Consider the following 21,231-nt stretch of genomic DNA (forward strand, 5'->3'; position numbering starts at 1 on the left):
AGTCGATAAAAATACCGCGTAACTGTCATTGACTTCCAATATTATCAGCGAAGTCAATTTTTTAAAAACAGGTAAAAGCGAACAATATCAGCGGGGTATCCGGAACGAACCGAATGAGCTTTTTCGATTGACGTTTCACGAGAAAATCACGGAAAATTCAATAAAGGCGTATTTAACATGGATCAAAATTAGTTTTGCACCGATTTGTGACAATTGATCTTTATAAGAATTGTGCTGCTTCAGGCGATTAAAATCTCGGTAGGAGTGCCACAAATCGGCATAGAATTTTTTTTAATTGTCGCCGTTCGTTTAAGAGCTTGGTTACGAAAATCTTTTAAAAGATTTTTGTAATTTCTCGGATACCCCAGACCATGTTTCAAAAACGCATTTCGCGCCTCATTTTTATGTTTTTTGCCAGTTCGGTCCTTTATGCCTCCCCATATTATGGCGTGGAGCAGGCTGCTGCGATCAATAATTTGATGGAGCTCTTCAGCAAAAAACAGAAACCTGCGCCCGTACTTGAAATGCAACCCGAGTCGGGTCATCAGTCCGACACGCAAGGTAAAGCAGTTAACAAATCCCAAAACACTGTGCCCGGTACACCCCAAGGTGCACCTGCGAAAAAAAATAATATCGATTTGACTAACCGTGTAACTGTCGCAAGCCCGAAAACTTTTAACTATAGGCCTGAACGCCTTGTTCCGGTAGAGTTCTCGAATATTGATTTTATTGAAACAAATTCGACGATGAAATCGGCAGGTCCAGCCCGATTGCCGTTGTCAGAGCCTTATAACGTTATTCTGGAAGGCGTTAATTCAGGGCAAAATACCGATATAGACCAATCTTTAAAATCGGATTTTTCTCATATTGATGTGAAAATAGAAGACTCGCTTGCCGATTCAGTGACCAGACATTACGTGAATAAGCCCGATCTCATGTGGTCTGTAGCGGGCGAAGTTACTGACAAAGCCAGAGACGTGATGCGCTTTTTGGCTAGAGTCGACGAGGACGGGTTGGAGCCACAGGATTATTTTGTAAAGCTACCAGATGAAAATCTTGTGGGCGAAGAACGCAATCTTGCATTCACCAATTTTGATGTCGCTCTGACAAGCCGCGTCCTTCGTTACATTCAGGACGCATCGAATGGTCGTATTATCGCCGATCGTCTCTCGCCGTTTCATGATTTACCACGTCGCCAGATCGATTTCGAAAGAGAATTGGGCAGATTGGCAACAAGTGAAAATCCTGTCGCCGATTTAGAGGCTTACCTGCCACAATCCGATTCATACAAAGCATTGAAACATGCTCTGGCGCAAATGCCGAAGAGCGACCATGCAGACAATGTGAAAATATCACTCAAGACGGTCATTAAACCCGGTGAAACGAACGAGGACTTGCCGCTCTTTACGAGTCTGCTTCTGAAACGGGCACCGTCCGGTTATCTCTCCGATCATAAAATGAAGTTGGAAAGGTTTCTGCAAGAAACCAGCTATAATGACCAATTGGTAGAGTGTGTCAGAGACTATCAAAAATTCGTTGGCAAAACGGCGGATGGTGTTATCGGGCCCGCAACGGTTGCAACCTTGGCAAACAATACTGTTGAAATAAAAAGACAGAAAATTGTTGATTCGATGGAACGATTGCGCTGGCTTCCGCACGACTTCGGTTCCCGTTATGTGTTCATCAATCAGGCAGCGTACAGAGGGCAATATGTCGAAAACAACGCAGTCAAACTTGATATGAAGGTTGTGGTTGGTAGCCCTCAAAGGCAAACCTATTTTTTCTATGATAAAATAAGACTGGTTACATTCAATCCGTCTTGGGGCGTACCCCATTCGATAGTTGTCAATGAAATGCTCCCGCGTATCATGCAGGACTCAGGTTATCTGCAACGCAACAATTATGAACTTTATGATAGTTCGGGCAGAGTGGTTTCAGCATCATCAGTCAATTGGCAACAAGTAGCTAACAAAGGACGTGGAATCAGTATTCGCCAGACACCGGGGAAGAACAATGCTCTTGGCGAACTCAAAATACTTTTTCCAAACAAGCATGATATCTATCTTCACGATACGCCCAATAAGACAGCTTTTTCCCGCGACATGCGTGCTCTAAGCCACGGATGTGTGCGTCTTGAATATCCGCGGGAAATGGCAGCAGCAGTACTCGGCAAAAATGTTGATGATTTAAAGCCCTATTTTGCAAAAGGCGAGCGGAGCTTGTCATTAAGTGAACCTGTTCCGGTTTACCTCACCTATTTTACTGCCTGGCCAGATCTGAAAAGTGGCAAGATTAATTATTATGATGATATTTACGGCCGTGACGAGTTGATGGCGGGTGCCGTTACAAAAACAGAGTCAGTCCGAAAATCGGACATTTAGACACCATAAAATTCCGACTTTTGTAAATAGTGTGCCGACTATTTCGACAGCCACTTTCAATACAGCTAAAAAGGAATAGCCCCGACTGGACGCGGCCAAACATAGCTCGTTCAACTGACAAGTTTAAGCGTAAGTTACATATCCTTTAAATCGCCGGGATTGTTGTCGGTTCAGATTTAAGCATGTGGATATTGTTTTAAACGACCACTTTCGCAATTGCTTTCATGTTTTTTCCCGTCCTTGAAAAACATCTTTATAGCGCAACTCAAAAAATGCCATGATGAATTTGGAACAAAGTGTGTTTGACCTAGTGTATGGTAAGATTTATTCCGGAATAAAATTGCTAGGCCTCTTTCCTCAAAAGCGAGGCTGTTTTCTCCAACTTTTGTAAATGGCGCTTTCTTGCGCTTATTCCATCCGGCATATTAAGCGGGTTTGGAGGATGCTTTTGAATAAACGTATAAAGTTGTTAGTAAAGAGATAGTCGCTCTTCACAGTCGAAATTATCTCTTGCTAGCAATATCGGGTTGCCATCTGCAATCATATCTTACGGTAAAAATCATATCGCCTGAGTGGCTTTTTATAACTGTCAGAAACACTTTACCCGACGAGACTCTTCTTGATATCGGAGATGCGCCAAGCAACACGTTAATGTGTGAATGTAAATGACTATCCGGATAGGGACGACTGAGCCAAGCTCACTGTCAACCATTACGAAAAAACAAATAAAAAAGCCGCTTCGTTAAAAAGAAGCGGCTTTTTTTGTAGTAAAAAAACAATTATTTAATTTTGGTTTCTTTGAACTCGACATGCTTTTTGGCAATCGGGTCATATTTACGTTTTGTCATCTTTTCTGTCATTGTACGGCTATTTTTCTTTGTAACGTAGAAAAAGCCGGTATCTGCAGTCGACAAAAGCTTGATTTTAATGGATGCTGCTTTAGCCATAATTAAGGATCCTGTTCCTGAATATAAATTCACCACCTTCAAACCGGACGCGATATTCCGATGCAAGTGGATTTTGCCGCGACACTAAGGATGTTATACAAAAAGTCAAGAGCGGATTAGCTTTAACACCACTCTTGAGACCACTAAAATAATATAAAGTCCGAAAAATGTAGCCATTGTGTCTGAAAAGCCAAAGGGCGGAAAAATATCCATGGCTTTACCGATGGCTGTTGGTCCTATCAGCATCCCGATGCCGTAGCAGAAAATAAACGCCGAATTGGCGGCTGCAAGTTCGAAACCTTTCAGCCTTGAGCCTAGTTGAGCAAGACCGATCGTATAAAGTCCGGCAGAGACGCCGCCGAGAATAAATAGGTCGAGTGTCAACATCCATTTTACATTGGCAATCCAGGGAATCAACAAGGTGCCAATCAAGCCGATGATTGCGCATCCCGTTAACGGATAACGACGGTCGGTCACAAAATCGCTAATAATGCCAATGGGAATAAGCAGCAGCACATTTCCCAATGCTAGAACGGACATGAATTTTGCCGCTTCGCCTTCGCTATAACCGAGATTGAGACTGAATGGTGTGATAAGTGTTAAGGCACCCATCTGTATGGCGCCGTATACGAGAACTGCCATTGTGGAACTCGGGACAGCAAAAATATATCTGAAAAATGCGACATGATCGCTATCTTTGAATTGCGGGCTCAAGTTCCAGGCAACGATGATCGGTATTGCAGCAATTGCAATCAAAAAGCAGGCGGTACCGAATGGCGTGAATCCCTGACTACCAACATGGGCTAGAAGGGTAGGGCCGATAGTAAAACCGAGACCCAGTGTAATTGCATAGATAGCAAGAATCGTGGCGCGTTTTGCAGGGGGCGCGGAACTATTTATCCAGAATTCGGATAGAACGAACATCACGGTGATTGCAAAATGCAGGGTGAAGCGCAAAATAAACCAGATGACAATCGATTGGAAATAATAGAAGCCTAAAAAACTTGCACATCCGACGGCCATCATTGTCAGAATTGAACGTGCAACGCCGAGTTTTTTTGCAATGCGGGCGCTAAAGACCGCCGCGATTATTGTGGCAATACCACCTACTGTACCACTATAGCCGATGACACTGCTGGAAAAACCTCGTGCGGCCATCAGGATTGAAATAAGCTGCGTTCCCAATCCCAAAGCTATTCCAACAGCGCCGATTGTTGCTGTTGCAGCTGAAATCGCGCGCCAGGGCTTTGCATTCTGAGAGGATGAATCGGATTGCATCATGGACTATTCTGTCATCACTCATATAGGCTTTGCAGAGGAGTTTTCTGCTTGAAGTAACTTTATTGGATTTTGGCAAGTGCGTTAAATGCCATTTATGCTGGATAAGTTTTAAAATTTAGAATGCTTACAGATTTATCCACTCCTACACTTCAAGTCAAACGGCACAATCCGGTTTCAAATTTTACCCGTCGGGGCAGATACAATTGACTTTCAACATTATCAGCAAATCATAAAAATCGGGCTTTTAATAATTATTGAAAATAGACCAAAGGTTATTCGATCACGAAGTCGATCAAATAGAACGGCGGGCTTTTCGTGATGATCGATTGAAGCGGCGCGCGCCCGTCTTGCTTTTATGATGAGAAACCGGTGACAATGGTAATGGCCGTGGCGCGCTTAGCATTTCAAACCGCATCGCCCCGGCAATTGGCTGTGCTTCGACGAGACGTACACTGACACTATCTCCCAGCTGGTAACCTTTATGGCTTTTCTCGCCTATCAAAGCGTGACGCGCCTCGTCAAATACATAGTAATCGGTTGCCAGAGTTGAAATAGGCGTAAAACCGTCGGCTCCCAATCGGTCAAGTGAAATGAATAAGCCCGATTTTGTGACACCGGCAATGCGACCGGTAAATTCAGTGCCAATTTTATCTGCGAGAAAATGCGCAACCAACCGGTCGATTGTTTCTCGTTCGGCAGCCATTGCGCGGCGCTCTGTAAGAGAAATAGCTACTGCAATTTCATCAAGATTTTTTTCTTCTTCGTTCGTTAAACCGTCATTGCCGAGCTTCAGTGATTTGATCAGGGCACGATGAACGATTAAATCCGCATAACGGCGAATAGGCGAAGTGAAATGGGCGTAGTTACGTAAGTTGAGGCCAAAATGACCGATATTCTCGGGCGCATATTCTGCTTGTGATTGGGTACGCAACACCACCTGATTAACCAGCTCTTGTTGATCGGTATCTTTCACCCGCTCAAGAATTCTATTAAAGCGTTCCGGCGTAAGCTCCGCGCCGCGGGAAAGTGAAAGACCAAGGGACGCCAAAAACTCTCTCAAGCCTTCTTGTTTTGCGAGCGACGGCTGGTCATGTATACGGTAGATCAAAGGTTGATGTTTGGATTTGAGGGTTTCAGCTGCCGATACATTGGCCTGAATCATAAATTCTTCAATAAGTTTATGGGCATCAAGGCGTGGCGGGATGACCACGTCTTTAATGCGTCCGCTTTCATCAAGAATAATTTTCCTTTCAGGCAGATCAAGTTCCAACGGTTGCCGTTCGTCACGCGCTTTTTTCAGCAAATCATAAGCTGCCCAAAGGGGCTTCAATACGTTTTCAAGTATTGGCAAAGTTTTTTCGTCAGGCTTGCCGTCAATAGCCCTTTGCGTTTGTTCGTAAGAAAGTTTGGCACACGAGCGCATCAATATACGGTGAAAACTGTGACTTTGTTTTTTCCCGTGACTATCAAAAACCATGCGAACGGCCATAGCAGGCCTATCTTCGCCTTCGCGCAGAGAACAAAAGTTATTCGAAATTCGTTCTGGCAACATCGGTACAACCCTATCGGGAAAATAGACCGAATTACCGCGTTTTAAGGCTTCCTTATCCATTGCACTGTCGGGGCGGACATAATAACCGACATCTGCAATAGCAACCGTCACGACAACCCCGCCTTTATTGTCTTCGCTATCATCCATATTTGCACAAACGGCATCGTCATGATCCTTTGCATCTTCGGGATCAATGGTTACGAGCGGGAGGTCGCGCCAATCCTCCCGATTTTCCATTGTAGCAGGTTTAGCTTCTTCCGCTTCTTCGAGGACGCGGTCAGGAAAAATATGCGGAATATCGTGAGAAATGATCGCAATCATCGATAGCGCTTTTTCGCTATCGACACTGCCCAGAATATTTTTGACGACGCCGCGTTTCAAGCCGTAACGTTTGTCACGACCGATCTCTACTTCGACGAGGTCTCCGGCTTTTGCCTTGCTATCCGGGGGGAGATCAACGGCAACTTCGGGTGCTTTTCGGTCGATCGGCTCAAGACGCCATTTACCTTGGCCTAGATCACGAAGAACGCCCATAGTGGTAAAATCACGCTTATCAATTTTCTTAATAGCGCGGCCGGTATAAGAAGGTCCCTCCTCTCTTTTATTGCGGAAAATTTTGGCAAGGATTCTGTCGCCGACGCCAATGGCCGGTCCTTTTGTGTGTCGTGCGGGATGAAGAGCGACAAGCGGCGCATCCTCACCATCCCATTCGGAAGGCTCAGCGATAAAGCCGCCATCATGATCGCGCCCTTTAACGTCGAGAACCGCGACAGGTGGAAGCATGTGTTTCGGAACAATTTTTTTGCGTTGTTTAGAGACGGCACCTTCGGCCTTCAGTTCACGCAAGAGGCCTTTAAGCCAAATTCGCGCATCCCCTTTGAGGTTGAAAGCCTTGGCAATCTCCCGCTTCCCGGACAAATTGGGATTTTCTTTGATGAAAGAAAGAATATCATCCTTTGTGGGCAAGTGTGAAAGTTTGTTCCTGCTTACGGGATGTTGTTTCATAGCTCTATTTTCCATCCCGTTTCACGGGTTATTCTGCTTTCTTGGAGGTTGCCTTCTTGGTTGCCGCCTTTTTTACCGTCTTTTTGGTGACGCTTTTCTTGGTTGCCGCATTTTTTGTTGCAGATTTTTTTACTGTGGCTTTACGGCCTTTTTTGGGAGAAGCTGCTTTTTGTGAAATGAGTTCCAAGGCCTCTTCCAAAGTTACCGATGCCGGGTCTTTGCCTTTTGGTAACGTTGCATTGATCTTGCCCCAGTTGACATAAGGTCCATAACGGCCGTCGCGGACTGTCACATCGCCACCATCGGGATGTTGTCCAAGGGTGGCAATAGCTTTGGGCGTAGATCCCCTCCGTGCGCCTCCACGTGCCTGTTTTTCAGCTAAAACAGTTACCGCCCTGTTGATGCCGATATCGAAAACCTCTTCCGGCGTTTCAAGATTGGCATATTGACCATCATGAGACACATAAGGGCCATATCTGCCGATAGAAGCCATAATCGGCTTCCCGGTTTCAGGATGTATTCCCACTTCACGCGGTAGAGATAAAAGAGCAAGTGCTTTTTCCAAATTCATTTCGCTTGGCGACCAGCTTTTCGGAAGGCCGGCGCGTTTCAGCTCCTCGCCATGTTTACACTCGACATAGGGGCCGAAACGACCGATTTTGAGTGTTACGTCTTCGCCATTATCAGGGTTTTTGCCTAGTATTGTAGGGCCATCCTGCTCGGTTGTGTTGCCATCCTTGGCGTCTTCACTTCCCAATTGTCTGGTATATTTGCAATCGGGATAATTGGAGCAACCGACAAAGGCACCATAACGGCCGAGTTTAAGAGATAGACGCCCCTCATGGCAGAGCGGACAGGAGCGGGGATCACTGCCGTCTTCGCGTGGGGGAAATGCGAGTGGTGCAAGCGCGTCATTTAACACATCAAGCACATTGCTCACGCGTAATTCTTTAATATCGGAAACCGAAGCATTGAACGCGTCCCAGAATTCGCGCAATACCTGCTTCCAGGACAACTTGCCGTCGGAGATGAGATCAAGCTTTTCTTCAAGATCGGCAGTAAAATCGTATTCGACATACCGATTGAAGAAGTTTTCAAGGAATGCTGTAACAATGCGCCCTTTCGCCTCGGGAATAAGCCGGCGCTTGTCTATCGTGACGTAATCGCGATCACGTAAAGTGGCAAGGGTCGAGGCATAAGTCGACGGGCGACCGATTCCAAGTTCTTCCAGTTTTTTGATCAGGGTTGCTTCGGAATAACGGGCAGGAGGTTCGGTCGTATGTTTGAGAGCGTCAATCGACACTTTTTTGAGCTCTTCATCCGCTTCCATCTTCGGCAGCCGCATCGAGTCTTCGCTATCGGCAGAGTCGTCATCTTTCTGATCAAAATAGGCAGCAATAAATCCGTCAAATGTTACTACCGACCCGACAGCTCTCAAATTTGCATGGTCGGAACCGTTTATTGCTTCAATCTCGACAGTGGTGCGCTCGATATCGGCAGACTTCATCTGACTGGCGATCGCCCTTTTCCATACAAGCTCGTAAAGTTTGAACTGGTCGCTATCGAGAAATTTTTTAATGTCGTCCGGTTTACGTTTGAAATCGGTTGGACGTATAGCCTCGTGCGCCTCCTGCGCGTTTTTTGCTTTAGTCGAATAGAAACGGGGTTTCTCGGGCACATAATTTGCACCGAATGTATCATGAATGGCATTTCTTGCCGCTTCAATGGCTTCGGGGGCGATCTGTACGCCATCAGTACGCATATAAGTGATGAGGCCGGTTGTTTCGCCGCCAATGTCTATACCTTCATAGAGTTTCTGTGCCACTTGCATGGTGCGCGAGGCCGAAAATCCGAGTTTTGATGAAGCCGCTTGTTGTAATGTTGACGTTGTGAATGGTGGTACCGGATTGCGTTTTGTCGGTTTTGATTCGACACTTGTGATCCGGTAACTTGCTCCATCCAACATGTTGCGGATATTTTTTGCCTGATCTTCTGTTTTAATGTCGAGCTTGGCGAGCTTTTTTCGGTTAAAATTCGTCAGATTAGCCAGGAAGCTCTCGTTTGCTTTTGTTGCAAGCTTGGCTTCTATTGACCAATAGTCTTCACGCTTGAAACGCTCGATTTCCGATTCCCGATCGCAAATGAGGCGCAACGCAACTGATTGCACACGACCGGCCGAACGGGCTCCGGGAAGTTTGCGCCAAAGGACAGGCGATAAGGTGAAGCCGACAAGGTAATCAAGTGCACGACGCGCCATATAGGCGTCAACAAGGGGAATGTCGATATCACGCGGGTGAGCCATAGCATCAAGAACGGCGTGTTTTGTAATCGCATTAAAGACAACGCGTTTGACAGGTTTACCTTTCAAAAGCTTTTTATGCTGTAAAATATCAAGAACGTGCCAGGAAATAGCTTCCCCTTCACGGTCCGGGTCAGTTGCCAGAATGAGGCCATCGGCATCTTTTAAAGCCTTCGATATTTCTGCGATTCGTTTTGCACCGGTTGAACTCGTGTCCCATTTCATCGCAAAATCTTCATCCGGCAGAACAGAGCCGTCTTTTGCAGGAAGATCACGTACATGCCCGAAGGACGCGAGAACTTTATAATTGGGTCCTAGATATTTATTGATTGTTTTAGCTTTTGCCGGTGATTCGACGACGACAACATCCATAATGATATCCGCTTCCCTGAACCAATGATTTTACTGTACTCTCAATTGACCGGCTTATTCCCATTGGTCAAGGCTAAATAATAAAAAAACACATGTGCAACTATTGATTGCGTAATTAAAAAATACACGTTATTATAGCTAAGCTAACTAACTAATTTAACATTTATTTAGGACTACTTTCGAAAATTTCTACCGTCAATCAGGAGCAATACATGAGGGGAACTTGTGTAACAAGGAGAAGGTTACATGTCTCTAGAGCGCGTTGAAATCATCGGATATATTGTCGATATGTCCCGTCAAATGAATATTATGGCGAATAACGCCAATTCTCCATTTTTGGCTTATTTGTTGGAAATGGTCGCAAAAGAAGGGCAGCACATCTTAAAAAACGATACGGTCAACAAGGAAAATCGTTGATCACCAATGATACAAGTCCGCCGCTGTGACGGACGAGTTTCCCGGCCAAATCAAGTTCAACGAGTATAAGATAAATCTTGTCTATCGGCACACCGGACGCAAGACAGAGCGTTTCTATGTCAATTGGTGTTGTTGAAAGCGCATCCATTATTGCATTTCTGTCGAAGTCGCTTGCGTCAACATTGCGATTTTTTTCTTCATTCTTGTGCTCGGAGAATTGCTTGAATGATTCGTCTTTTTCGTCGTTATCAAACAGCGGCAGTCGAGGTGCAGTTGATGGTGCCAAGGGGCCAAGTGTTTCTATGATATCTTCAGGTCGGGTTACGAGCAGGGCGCCTTCCTTGATAAGATTATTTGTTCCTTGTGCACGCGGATCCAAAGGCGAACCGGGGATAGCAAAGATAATGCGTCCTATCTCGGCCGCCAATCTTGCAGTAATCAGAGAGCCAGAACGGTTTGCTGCCTCGCACACGAGAATTCCTAAAGATAAACCCGCAATGATTCGATTGCGGCGCGGAAAATCTTGGGCGCGTGGTTGCGTGCCAATCGGCATTTCGCTGACAATTGCCCCACCTTTATCCAATATGGCTTCATAAAGGTCGCTATTTTCCGGCGGATAGATATGATCGATTCCACCTGCCATAACGGCAACAGTTCCAGTATCAAGACTTGCGCGATGGGCAGCTGTGTCGACGCCACGCGCCAGTCCTGAAATGATAGTAAATCCTGTTTCACCAAGTTCTTTCGCAAAAAGTGCAGTCAATTTTTTGCCTGTTGCCGAGGCGTTACGAGAGCCCACAACACCTACGGAAGGCGAAAAGAAACATTTGGGGTTACCCTTGACTGCAAGCAGAGGAGGGGGAGTTTCTATAGCTCGCAAATAGGGTGGATAATCAGGCTCGCCCACTCCTATGAAACGTACACCAATTTTACCCGCAAGTTCGAGCTCGCGTTCTGCATCCTGTTTGCTGGCAATCCGTATCGGTTTACCTTTGCCTCCCATCGTGCTGAGCTCCGGCAGAGCATCAAGAGCCGCTGCAGCCGAACCGAAATGCTCTATGAGGTTAATGAAAGTAACAGCACCGACGTTTTCGCTGCGTATGAGTTGTAGCCAACTCAGCCGCTGAGCATCGGTAAGGACAATCCCTTTACGTTTTTCCATCTCGGTTACAGAGCTTTCCTCTATTGTTTCTTTGCGCCGATCTTGCTTTCAGTTCCGTTCAGCAAGCGTCTGATATTCGCATGGTGTTTCAAGATAACGATGATACTCATCACCGAAAGAACGAGCGCAAAAAGATTTTGCGCTGTGCTATCCATGAAAAGTAGAATAAAAACAGGCACTAGGATAACTGCGAAAAGTGCCGAAAGCGAGGAATAACGCGTAATGAATGCGGTGAGCAACCAGACGCATATAAAAACCAATGCAGCCGGTGGGTAAAATCCGAGGCATACACCGAGGTAGGTGGCAACGCCTTTGCCGCCTTTGAATTTGAGCCAGACGGGGTAGATATGACCGATAAAGGCAGCAAAACCGCCTAAAGTGACAATGACGATATTGTTATAATCGAACGACGATAATAGAGAGGCGAAATAAACCGCCAATGTCCCTTTGAACATGTCGCATAATAATGTCAATAGAGCGATTTTTTTGTTTCCCGTTCGCAAGACATTGGTGGCGCCTATATTTCCGGAACCAATTTTGCGCACATCTCCGAGGCCGGCTAAGCGGGTGAATAACAGCCCGAAAGGGATCGAACCGATGAGATAACAAATTATCAGTGTCAGCCACGAAACCATCTTTGGAGATAAACCTATATCGGCCATAAAAATATCCTTTTCAAGATTTGCCGTTAGATCGTTCAGTTCCGGTATTCATATACCAGTTTGCCGGCAACATAGGTTTTTAGGACATGTCCTTGAAAACGGGCATTTTCGAATGGCGTATTTTTGGATCTGGAATGAAGCATATCAAGAGTTAAGACCCAAGGTTCATCAAGATCGACCAAAATGAAATCCGCAGGTTTTCCAACTTGCAAAGTTCCTGCATCAATCCCCAAAATCTTTGCAGGATTGGTGGAAAGTAAAGCCGCTATTTTGCCAAGCGATAGCGAATGATCATGGTAAAGCCGGAGTGCTGCTGCAAGCAATGTTTCCATTCCTACCGCGCCAGCTTCCGCATCTTCAAAGGGTAAGCGTTTGGTATCGGCACCTTGAGGATCATGGCTGGATACGACAATGTCAATTGTTCCATCACGAACGGCTTCAATCATCGCATGACGGTCATCTTCCGACCTGAGCGGCGGCGAGAGCCGGAAAAATGTCCTGTATTCTCCAATGTCATTTTCGTTCAATGTCAGATTATTGATTGAAACGCCGGCTGTAACATTGGTCAAATTCTGTTTTGCATAACGGATGGCTTCAGCCGACATTCCCGTTGAAAGTTCTGCTGCGTGATAACGGCAACGGGTTAAAGCAGCCAGACGCAAATCACGTTCAAGCGGGATGACTTCCGCTTCTTTCGGAATACCCGCAAGGCCAAGCCAGCTTGAAAGGAGCCCCTCGTTCATGACACCGTCGCCGGTTAGCCATTTATCTTGCGTTTCATGGATGATAAGGGCGTCGAAGTCATGGGCATAAGTCATGGCACGTCTCAATACCAATGAATTCTCGATTGTTTTGTGTCCGTCCGTGAAGGCTATTGCACCGGACTCTTTCAATAGACCGAACTCGGTCATTTCCTGCCCTTCAAGTTGCTTGGTAATTGCAGCTGAAGGATAGACATGAACCGAGGCATTTTCACGCGCTGTTTGCTTGACGAATTCGACCAGTGCAACGTCATCTATGACCGGATGGGTATCCGGCATCATGACAAAGGATGTTACGCCGCCCGCTGCAGCAGAATGACTTGCCGAACGAATGGTTTCCCGATGTTCGTTACCCGGCTCACCGACATAGACGCGCGCGTCGACCAACCCCGGTAGAATTGCTTTGCCATGTGCATCAATAACCTCCGCACCGTCGGGAATGCCCTGATTTTGTGCATCTTTGCCACAAGCTTTAATGATGCCGTCGACGATGATGAGCGTTCCCAATTCGTCCTTGTCACAGGAAGGGTCAACGATGCGAGCGTTTTTATAAACCAAGGGTTTTATCATTGGATATCTCCTTCGCTGCGGCGTGGATCCAAGAGAGCCTCGATAACAGCCATTCTGACAGCAACGCCCATTTCAACTTGTGTATGAATAACGCTTTGCTGACCATCAGCAATATCCGATGCAATTTCGACCCCGCGGTTGATTGGCCCCGGATGCATGACAATGCAATCCTTATTTGCAAGTGCCAGTTTTTGTTTATCAAGACCGAAAAAGCGGAAATATTCTCTAACCGAGGGAATAAATGCTCCGGACATGCGTTCTCGTTGTAGTCTTAGCATCATGACAACATCTGCGTTTTTCAGGCCTTCCTGCATTGTTGTGAAAACTTCAACGCTCATATGTCCGATGTCATAGGGTAAAAGCGTCGTGGGTGCGACGGCGCGTACCCGTGCTCCGAGCGCATTAAGACTTAAAATATTGGAGCGGGCGACACGCGAGTGCAATATGTCGCCGCATATAGCGATAGTCAAACCCTCGATCCGTCCTTTGGCCCGACGGATTGTCAATGCATCAAGGAGAGCCTGGGTTGGATGTTCATGCGCACCATCACCGGCATTGACAACGCAGCAACTTACCTTTTGAGCTAGTAGCGCCGCCGCACCACCCGATTTGTGGCGCACAACCAGAATATCAGGATGCATGGCATTCAATGTCATTGCGGTGTCGATAAGTGTTTCACCTTTTTTTACGGATGAATGGCTGACAGCCATATTCATGACGTCGGCACCAAGTCGTTTGCCTGCAAGTTCAAAGGATGATTGCGTACGTGTAGAATTCTCAAAAAAAAGATTGATCTGTGTTCGACCGCGCATCGATGTTTTTTTCTTGTCAATCTGGCGTGATACTGCGACATTGGCGTCGGCGCGATCAATGAGTGTAGTAAGATCCTGAGCACTGAGGCCTTTTATGCCGAGGAGGTGGCGATGGGGAAAAATAGGGAAAGAAGTTATTTGAGTCATAGCAGAAATTTCCTAAAGAAACTGAGTGACACTACAACAAGGCTTGCTTTTTATGCAATCTCTGTTTTAACCGCATAAAAAACTAAATTTCCAGATAGCAATATTATTAATTGACGGAATCAGGAATAAATTGTGAGTACCTTACCCAATCAGAATATTATGCGAAAAAATGCTTTTTTGGATGACGCGGTTCTGTTCCGTTTTTCGTCGCTTTTGCCAACCCCGCTTTTAGCAGGTTTCGAGGAAATAGGTGCATTTGTTGCAAGCAGGGAAGCGCAAGACCTTGCAAGACTCGCCAATATTCATAGACCCATTCTCAGGCGTGAGAATGAATGGGGGGACAATCTACAACAACTGGAAATCCATCCGGCTTACCATGCTTTGCTGCGCCGCTCCCGTCAGGCAGGGTTATGTTCTTCTCTATGGGAAAATGGACCGGCCGAAAATGGCGTGCGTTATCAGTCACGGGCAATCAGACTTTTTCTGATGGCAGGACTCGAGACAGGGCATCTTAACGAGATTACATCAACAAGTGCAGGAATTTCCGCACTTATCGGTGAATCGGATTTATTTTCCGGTTGGAAAAATGTGTTATTATCCCGCCAACATGATTATTCGGCGCGTGCCATTACAGCAAAACGGTCAGCAACGCTTACCTTTGCCAACGACGATATCACAAATAATTTGCAAAATCCTGCGCAAGTATCGGCTGCGACGCGGATTTCCTTTGATTCGGCAAGTGGGCGTGATCTCTATCGTATAGATGCTGTCAAGCAATCAGTATTAAATCCGACGGCCGACGGATATTTTGTAACAGCCGAGGTCGGCGGGCAAAAATGTTGTTTCTTTGTATCGCGCTTTCTTGAAAATGGTGCATTGAACGGAAATATCTCTGTAGATTTTCTTGTCCACCGCGCTGGTGAATGCTCGGCTCCCGAAGGACAGGTTTCATTTCACAATAGTCTCGGTTGGTTGATCGGCAAGATTGGCGAAGGCGATAGGGTCGTCAGAGATGTCGAGACGATGACGCGTTTTGATCAGGCAGTTATTTCTGCAGGCGTACTTCGTGCAGCACTTCAAACAGGCATCAATTTTTTCAGGCGCTTCAATCCGCGACAAGTTTTACCACCATTGACAGAACGTATATTTGCCGATCTTGCTCTCGACGTGGTTGCTTCACAATGCCTTGTTATGCGGCTTGCCCGTGCGTTCGACAATGCCGCATCAAATCGCGGAGAAGCGGCATTTGCTCGTATCATGACACCGATCGTTGCCATCCACATCAATGAGCTTGTGGTTCCGGTTGTGGGAGAAATTATTGCTCAAATGGGAGCGCAGGCATATATGTTCGACAGTCGGATGGCCAGAATGCTTGTTGATGCACCGATGCGTAGCATGAAGGGAAATGGTGGTAATGATATTGTGATTGATACGATCCGTTTGGGAGAAAGGGCACCCGGTCTGTTTCAGGGGCTACTTGACCAGATTGGTCGTGATATCGGTCCAGCCGGTCCGAAAACTGTCGAAATACTCAATGCAGCTGCACGAGTGGCTGCAAATGACATTGGTGCCGGCAGACTTTTTATCGAACAGATGGCCTATGCCGGTGCAGCAGCCGCTTTGCAACAAGCCGATATGAATCATATCACTGCTGCCTATATAGAAAGCCGTCTTGGAGGACAGTGGCGCTCATCCTATGGAATGTTGAGTGCGCGTCATCACGCAGGACATATATTGGATACACTTTATCCTGCTGTTTAAGCGCTCGACCTTTATTCTTCAGTTCGAGTTAAACTTTGAAGTCTGTCGAGTGCTCCTTGCAAAATAAAAGCGGCTGCTGCTGAATCAATTCTGTCAGCACGTTTTGCACGCGAAACATCCATTTCGAGAAGGCCGCGTTCTGCCGCCACTGTTGACAGCCGCTCATCCCAGAATACAAAAGGAATTTGTGTTAAACCATTCATATTATGAACAAAAGCACGCGTTGCCTGAACGCGTGGGCCGCTTGTGCCATCCATATTTTTGGGAAGGCCAATAATTGCTACGCCGATATTTTCTTCAAGAAAAATTTTCATGAGGTCATGAGCGTCGACGGAGAATTTTTTGCGTTTCAATACAGGGCGGGGGGTGGCAAAACGCCAACCGAGATCGGATACAGCGATGCCTATCGTTTTTGTCCCCAAATCAAGGCCAATAATATTTTTGTCCTTAAGACCGAGATCAGGAATTTCAGTAATATCTATAACCGACATTGAGGCTCGCCTTTATCAAATATTCCGCTCAAACAAGCAGGTACTTGGCATTTTAGGATTTTGCGTTCAATATACGGTAAAAGATGGAACTTCCAATAAAAAACAAGGGTAGTGGTATGAAAATCACATGGCTCGGGCACGCAGCCTTTCGCGTCGAAGTTGGCAAAGCGGTTATTCTTATAGATCCTTTTTTGACCGGTAATCCGGCTGCAAAAGACCTTGATATCAAAAAGGCTGTCGAAGGTGTAACCCATATAGCCCTCACTCATGGTCATAGTGACCATGTCGGAGATACAATTGCTATTGCAAAGGAAAAAAATGTACCGGTAACAGCAAATGCCGATCTTGCTGCCTGGCTCCAGTCGCAAGGTGTGAAAAACGTCATTCCCGGTAATGCAGGTGGTACGCAGGCTCATGACGGCTATAGCATTACTTTTGTCAATGCCATTCATTCGTCGGCCATGCTCACTGAAAACGGTGTCTCGCAATGTCTTGGCAATCCTAACGGGCTGGTATTCCATTTTAATGATGCACCGACGCTCTATGATATGGGTGACACAGATATTTTTTCCGATATGCAATTAATTGACGAATTGCACGAGCCGGAAATCGGCATTGTGCCCGTTGGCGATTTTTTCACAATGGGGGGTGCCGTCGCAGCTCTCGCATGTCAACGTTATTTCCATTTCAAAACAGCGATACCTTGTCACTGGGGCACTTTTCCGGTTCTTGATCAGACGCCGGAACGGTTTGTTAAGGGTATGAAAGGAACAAAAACCACAGTTGCATTGCCAAAAGTCGGTGAAACGCTCGATTTCTGAACGTTTTTTCTTGCTCTTGGGGCTTTGGCCTTTATACTTTTCGTCAGCGAAAATGCCTTTCATACGGGATTTGCCTAATATCTATAGATATTAAAACAGTCAAACGTGTTGCCCATCTTTCGCGCATAGTGGTGAAAGGCGATTAAGCGGAACGTATGGACAGAGTACGATTCCAAACTTTGTTGAGCAACTTGATGGAGATGAGGGACCTATTGTGCCACAAAGTTTTTTGTCAGTGCATTTACTGAAGGATTATCGTATGCGGTAAAAGCAACCAATGCATTTAAACGCTAAAGAGCTTGCACCAGCAGCAACAAAGATCGGGTATCGAAAGTTTGCTAACAATGTGACGGATTATCAGATGGCCGGATTTTGACTAACGCTTTATGACAGTAAATATACTATCGTTGGGAGCAGTACAAAAGACTTTTCATTTTTTATGAAAAACAGCGTTTTACCTTATCCGGGCAATATTCCTGAAAACCAACCAGCTAAATAATATTTTTTGGCGGAAAACAACGATGAAAAAAAGCTTCATAAAAATTGCTTTTTTACTTATTTTTCTAACTTATGGAACATTTGGAATGGCTCAAACAAAGGTGGTTGCCACATCATTACACGCGCCAACAGGCATAGCATTTAATAATGAAGGAGAAATGCTAGTTACCAACTGGTCTGGAAATTCCGTCGTTAAAATAACGACACAAGGAAAGCAGCAAGTTGTTTATTCTGGCATAAGCGCTCCAGCGGGCATTGTTGTTGATCATAACGATGATATCTATGTTGCATCTTATCAAGACAATTATATTTTAAAGATAGATAACGTCGGTAATGCGTCAAAAATCGCGAGCGGTTTTCATACTCCCACGGGGATCGCCTGGTCAATTACCGATGAATTATTAGTCACTAATCGTTCATCTGGCGAAATAGTATCCGTCAATGTTGAAACGGGTGCAAAAAAGATAGTAGCGTCAAAACTTGGCTTACCCGTTGGCGTGGCACAATTGCCTAATGGCGATTTGGTCGTTTCACAATATAGCGGGAATTTAACGCATATTAATGCAGCAGGCGTTCATAAGCCGCTAGGTTCCGGCTTTGATCGGCCTGGCGTGGGGATTGTGACTGTTTCTGACCATTTAGTTGCTGTCATTGATAATGGCGCAGGGGCTGTTCGGCTAGTGAATGTTGATACAGGGGAAACAAAACTGCTCGTTAATCATTTAGATGGGGCTGTAGCTTTAGCCTATTTCAAGCATCGTTATTATGTTGGAACTTGGAATGATGGCCAAATACGTGTTTTCGATTAATATCAAATTCTTAAAAATTGAACTTCAATGTTTACCGGCAAAATCAATATAACCGGCAAGGTCAATACAATAAGGATGATTAGCCAATCTTAATAACTCGGTCACCACTCTTATAGCGGGCGTTTTTTGCGTGATTTTTGAATGGGAAAGACAGATCAAGGATAAGTAGGATTTAACTTATAAAAATCCTGGCTCATTGTCGTCTTCTACCCGAAACAGTTTGTCTGCGCGCGGGGTAACCATGCCCCCACCTGAACCATCAATTACCACTTGGTTTGAAAGCTCTGACGATAGAAAATTGATAACGGATTTATGCTCCAGAAATAGGGGTAGTTGTCATTGGCAACATTTATGTCATGGGGGAGCTGTCGCCGACTTTAATTGGAATATAGTCTTATTTTAAGACCGCGATTCCATGCTATCGGAGCGCTTTTCCTTCTCTTAATCAAAGACCGGAATGCCTCGTTTTCGGCGTTGCAGATGGAAAAACAGTTTTAGAAATACCAAAAGTCGGTGAAACGCTCAATTTCTGCACGTCTTTTCTTGCTCTTGAGGGCTTCGGCTTGTATAGCTTCATTATACAAAATGTCTTTCATACGGGATTTACCTAATGTCTGTAGATATTAAAACGGTCAAACGTGTTGCCCGTCTTTCGCGCATTGCTGTGAAAGATGACGAAGCAGAACGTATGGCAAAAGAGTTGAACGCTATTTTGGGATTTGTCGAGCAGCTTGACGAAGTCAATGTCGACAATGTCGAGCCTTTGACATCTGTTATTCCGATGACTTTGCGTACACGTGAAGATGTGGTCACTGACGGAAACAAAGCGGCTGATATTGTCGCCAATGCACCTTTGAGCGAAGACAATTTTTTCCTCGTTCCAAAAGTTATCGAATAGCAATTTGAATATTTATTTTTGAGGCATGATATGACCGATTTGACGAAGCTGACAATAGCCGAGGCTCGTGACGCGCTTAAGAAGGGCGACTTCAAGGCAACCGAACTTGCGGATGCATATATCCATGCCATTGAAGCATCCAATCCTGCTATCAATGCCTATGTTTCGGTAACAGCCGATCACGCACGAAAGATGGCAAAAGTCTCCGATGAAAGATTTGCTCAAAATAAGGCAGGTGCACTTGAAGGGATCCCGCTTGGCGTGAAAGACCTTTACGCAACCTATGATATCCACACCCAGGCGTGTTCTCATATCCTTGACAACTTCAAACCGAAATATGAGTCGACTGTAACAAATAATCTCTGGGCTGACGGTGCGGTTATGCTCGGGAAACTCAACATGGATGAGTTTGCAATGGGATCGTCCAATGAGACATCCTATTACGGTCCCGTTGTCAATCCGTGGCGCGCCAAAGGTTCGGAAGAAAAATTGGTGCCCGGTGGTTCTTCCGGCGGGTCGGCTGCCGCTGTTGCAGCTCGTTTGTGCGCTGGTGCGACGGCAACCGATACTGGCGGTTCCATTCGTCAACCTGCTGCATTTACCGGTACTGTCGGCATCAAGCCAACCTATGGACGTTGCTCGCGTTGGGGAATTATCGCTTTTGCTTCTTCGCTTGATCAAGCTGGCCCCATTGGCCGTGATGTACGGGATTGCGCCATTTTGTTGAAATCCATGGCGTCATTTGACGAGAAGGATTCGACTTCGGTTGATCTGCCGGTTCCCGATTATGAAGCATCCATCGGAAAATCGGTTAGGGGTATGAAAATCGGTATTCCTAAGGAATATCAGGTTGACGGTATGTCGGAAGAGATAACGGCACTTTGGCAACAAGGCATAGATTGGTTGAAAGAGGCCGGGGCTGAAATCGTCAATATTTCGCTTCCTCATACCAAGTACGCATTGCCTGCCTATTACATCGTTGCACCTGCGGAAGCATCATCCAACCTTGCCCGCTACGACGGTGTACGTTACGGACTTCGGGTACCCGGCAAAGATATTATCGAAATGTATGAAAACACGCGTTCCGAAGGTTTCGGCCACGAAGTCAAACGGCGTATTCTCATCGGCACTTATGTGTTGTCGGCCGGTTACTATGATGCCTATTATCTAAAAGCACAAAAGGTTCGCACGCTCATCAAACAAGATTTTGATAAATGTTTTGACGCCGGCGTTGATGCTATTTTGACTCCTGCCACACCTACTGCGGCGTTCGGAATTGCCGATAAAAAACTGAAAAACGATCCTGTAGCTATGTATCTCAATGATATTTTTACGGTTACAGTCAATATGGCAGGACTTCCGGGAATTTCTTTACCGGCCGGACTTTCAAAGGACGGGCTACCTTTAGGTTTGCAGCTTATTGGCAAGCCTTTTGGTGAGGAACAATTGTTCCAGACTGCCAATGTTATTGAACAGGCGGCTGGAAAGTTTTCTCCCGAAAAATGGTGGTAAGCAATCGTTGATATCTGCCCATATCGGCATTCGCTATTAAATCTGTTGAACACGGCAACTTCCTTGCCGTGTT

16 protein-coding genes are annotated in these 21,231 nt (G+C 45.8%); 7 read left to right on the forward strand and 9 right to left on the reverse strand.

Going from position 1 to position 21,231, the window contains the following annotated elements:
* The first annotated feature begins 371 nt into the window (after window positions 1-371).
* Window positions 372-2,381 (forward strand): L,D-transpeptidase family protein, encoded by a 2,010-nt coding sequence (locus H3V12_RS02420; RefSeq protein ID WP_198212542.1) that lies wholly within the window; start codon window positions 372-374, stop codon window positions 2,379-2,381.
* A gap of 779 nt (window positions 2,382-3,160) precedes the next feature.
* Here the strand turns inward: H3V12_RS02420 and rpmG are convergent.
* The 4 genes from rpmG to topA all read right to left on the reverse strand — a co-directional run bounded on the left by rpmG (window position 3,161) and on the right by topA (window position 9,837).
* Window positions 3,161-3,328 (reverse strand): 50S ribosomal protein L33, encoded by a 168-nt coding sequence (rpmG, locus tag H3V12_RS02425; RefSeq protein ID WP_075870557.1) that lies wholly within the window; start codon window positions 3,326-3,328, stop codon window positions 3,161-3,163.
* 105 nt (window positions 3,329-3,433) lie between these two features.
* Window positions 3,434-4,606, reverse strand: a complete 1,173-nt coding sequence (locus H3V12_RS02430) for an MFS transporter (protein ID WP_083639856.1) — start codon at window positions 4,604-4,606, stop codon at window positions 3,434-3,436.
* Window positions 4,607-4,901: 295 nt separating this feature from the next.
* The gene (rnr, locus tag H3V12_RS02435) at window positions 4,902-7,166 is read right to left on the reverse strand and encodes a ribonuclease R (protein WP_246787470.1); all 2,265 of its coding nucleotides are present in this window, start codon (window positions 7,164-7,166) and stop codon (window positions 4,902-4,904) included.
* A 28-nt stretch (window positions 7,167-7,194) separates the two neighbouring features.
* The gene (gene topA, locus H3V12_RS02440; protein WP_198212546.1) at window positions 7,195-9,837 is read right to left on the reverse strand and encodes a type I DNA topoisomerase; all 2,643 of its coding nucleotides are present in this window, start codon (window positions 9,835-9,837) and stop codon (window positions 7,195-7,197) included.
* 246 nt (window positions 9,838-10,083) lie between these two features.
* On the opposite strand from topA, the gene H3V12_RS02445 reads away from it, so the two are divergent.
* Window positions 10,084-10,254 (forward strand): hypothetical protein, encoded by a 171-nt coding sequence (locus H3V12_RS02445; RefSeq protein ID WP_179057536.1) that lies wholly within the window; start codon window positions 10,084-10,086, stop codon window positions 10,252-10,254.
* Here the strand turns inward: H3V12_RS02445 and dprA are convergent.
* Genes dprA through H3V12_RS02465 form a run of 4 tightly spaced genes read right to left on the reverse strand, consistent with a single transcriptional unit; the run spans window position 10,235 to window position 14,368 of the window.
* A complete protein-coding gene (dprA, locus tag H3V12_RS02450; RefSeq protein ID WP_198212555.1) occupies window positions 10,235-11,416 on the reverse strand; it encodes a DNA-processing protein DprA in 1,182 nt (393 codons plus the stop codon). The two genes, H3V12_RS02445 and dprA, sit on opposite strands and share 20 nt — an antisense overlap.
* A gap of 20 nt (window positions 11,417-11,436) precedes the next feature.
* Entirely contained in the window at window positions 11,437-12,078 is a 642-nt protein-coding gene (gene plsY / locus H3V12_RS02455; RefSeq protein ID WP_198212557.1) for a glycerol-3-phosphate 1-O-acyltransferase PlsY, read from the reverse strand.
* Window positions 12,079-12,113: 35 nt separating this feature from the next.
* Window positions 12,114-13,409, reverse strand: a complete 1,296-nt coding sequence (locus H3V12_RS02460) for a dihydroorotase (RefSeq protein WP_198212559.1) — start codon at window positions 13,407-13,409, stop codon at window positions 12,114-12,116.
* On the reverse strand, window positions 13,406-14,368 hold the full coding sequence (locus H3V12_RS02465) for an aspartate carbamoyltransferase catalytic subunit (protein ID WP_198212561.1): 963 nt from the start codon (window positions 14,366-14,368) through the stop codon (window positions 13,406-13,408). The genes H3V12_RS02460 and H3V12_RS02465 overlap by 4 nt, the downstream gene beginning before the upstream one ends.
* Before the next feature lie 132 nt (window positions 14,369-14,500).
* Here H3V12_RS02465 and H3V12_RS02470 point away from each other — a divergent pair, with 132 nt between their 5' ends.
* The gene (locus H3V12_RS02470) at window positions 14,501-16,129 is read left to right on the forward strand and encodes an acyl-CoA dehydrogenase family protein (RefSeq protein ID WP_198212563.1); all 1,629 of its coding nucleotides are present in this window, start codon (window positions 14,501-14,503) and stop codon (window positions 16,127-16,129) included.
* 11 nt (window positions 16,130-16,140) lie between these two features.
* On the opposite strand, the gene ruvX is transcribed toward H3V12_RS02470, so the two are convergent.
* The gene (gene ruvX / locus H3V12_RS02475) at window positions 16,141-16,620 is read right to left on the reverse strand and encodes a Holliday junction resolvase RuvX (protein WP_198212565.1); all 480 of its coding nucleotides are present in this window, start codon (window positions 16,618-16,620) and stop codon (window positions 16,141-16,143) included.
* Between the two features lie 116 nt (window positions 16,621-16,736).
* Here ruvX and H3V12_RS02480 point away from each other — a divergent pair, with 116 nt between their 5' ends.
* From H3V12_RS02480 to gatA, 4 genes are all read left to right on the forward strand, one after another.
* Window positions 16,737-17,441: a metal-dependent hydrolase gene (locus tag H3V12_RS02480; protein ID WP_198212567.1), complete on the forward strand. Its 705-nt coding sequence runs from the start codon at window positions 16,737-16,739 to the stop codon at window positions 17,439-17,441.
* A gap of 521 nt (window positions 17,442-17,962) precedes the next feature.
* Window positions 17,963-18,748 (forward strand): hypothetical protein, encoded by a 786-nt coding sequence (locus H3V12_RS02485; RefSeq protein ID WP_198212569.1) that lies wholly within the window; start codon window positions 17,963-17,965, stop codon window positions 18,746-18,748.
* A gap of 610 nt (window positions 18,749-19,358) precedes the next feature.
* Window positions 19,359-19,646 (forward strand): Asp-tRNA(Asn)/Glu-tRNA(Gln) amidotransferase subunit GatC, encoded by a 288-nt coding sequence (gatC, locus tag H3V12_RS02490; RefSeq protein ID WP_075870568.1) that lies wholly within the window; start codon window positions 19,359-19,361, stop codon window positions 19,644-19,646.
* Between the two features lie 30 nt (window positions 19,647-19,676).
* Complete coding sequence (gene gatA / locus H3V12_RS02495; RefSeq protein ID WP_198212571.1) at window positions 19,677-21,158, forward strand: Asp-tRNA(Asn)/Glu-tRNA(Gln) amidotransferase subunit GatA; 1,482 nt, start codon at window positions 19,677-19,679, stop codon at window positions 21,156-21,158.
* Window positions 21,159-21,231 lie beyond the last annotated feature (73 nt).

Source organism: Bartonella sp. W8167, assembly GCF_016100335.1.
Taxonomy (GTDB): domain Bacteria; phylum Pseudomonadota; class Alphaproteobacteria; order Rhizobiales; family Rhizobiaceae; genus Bartonella; species Bartonella apis.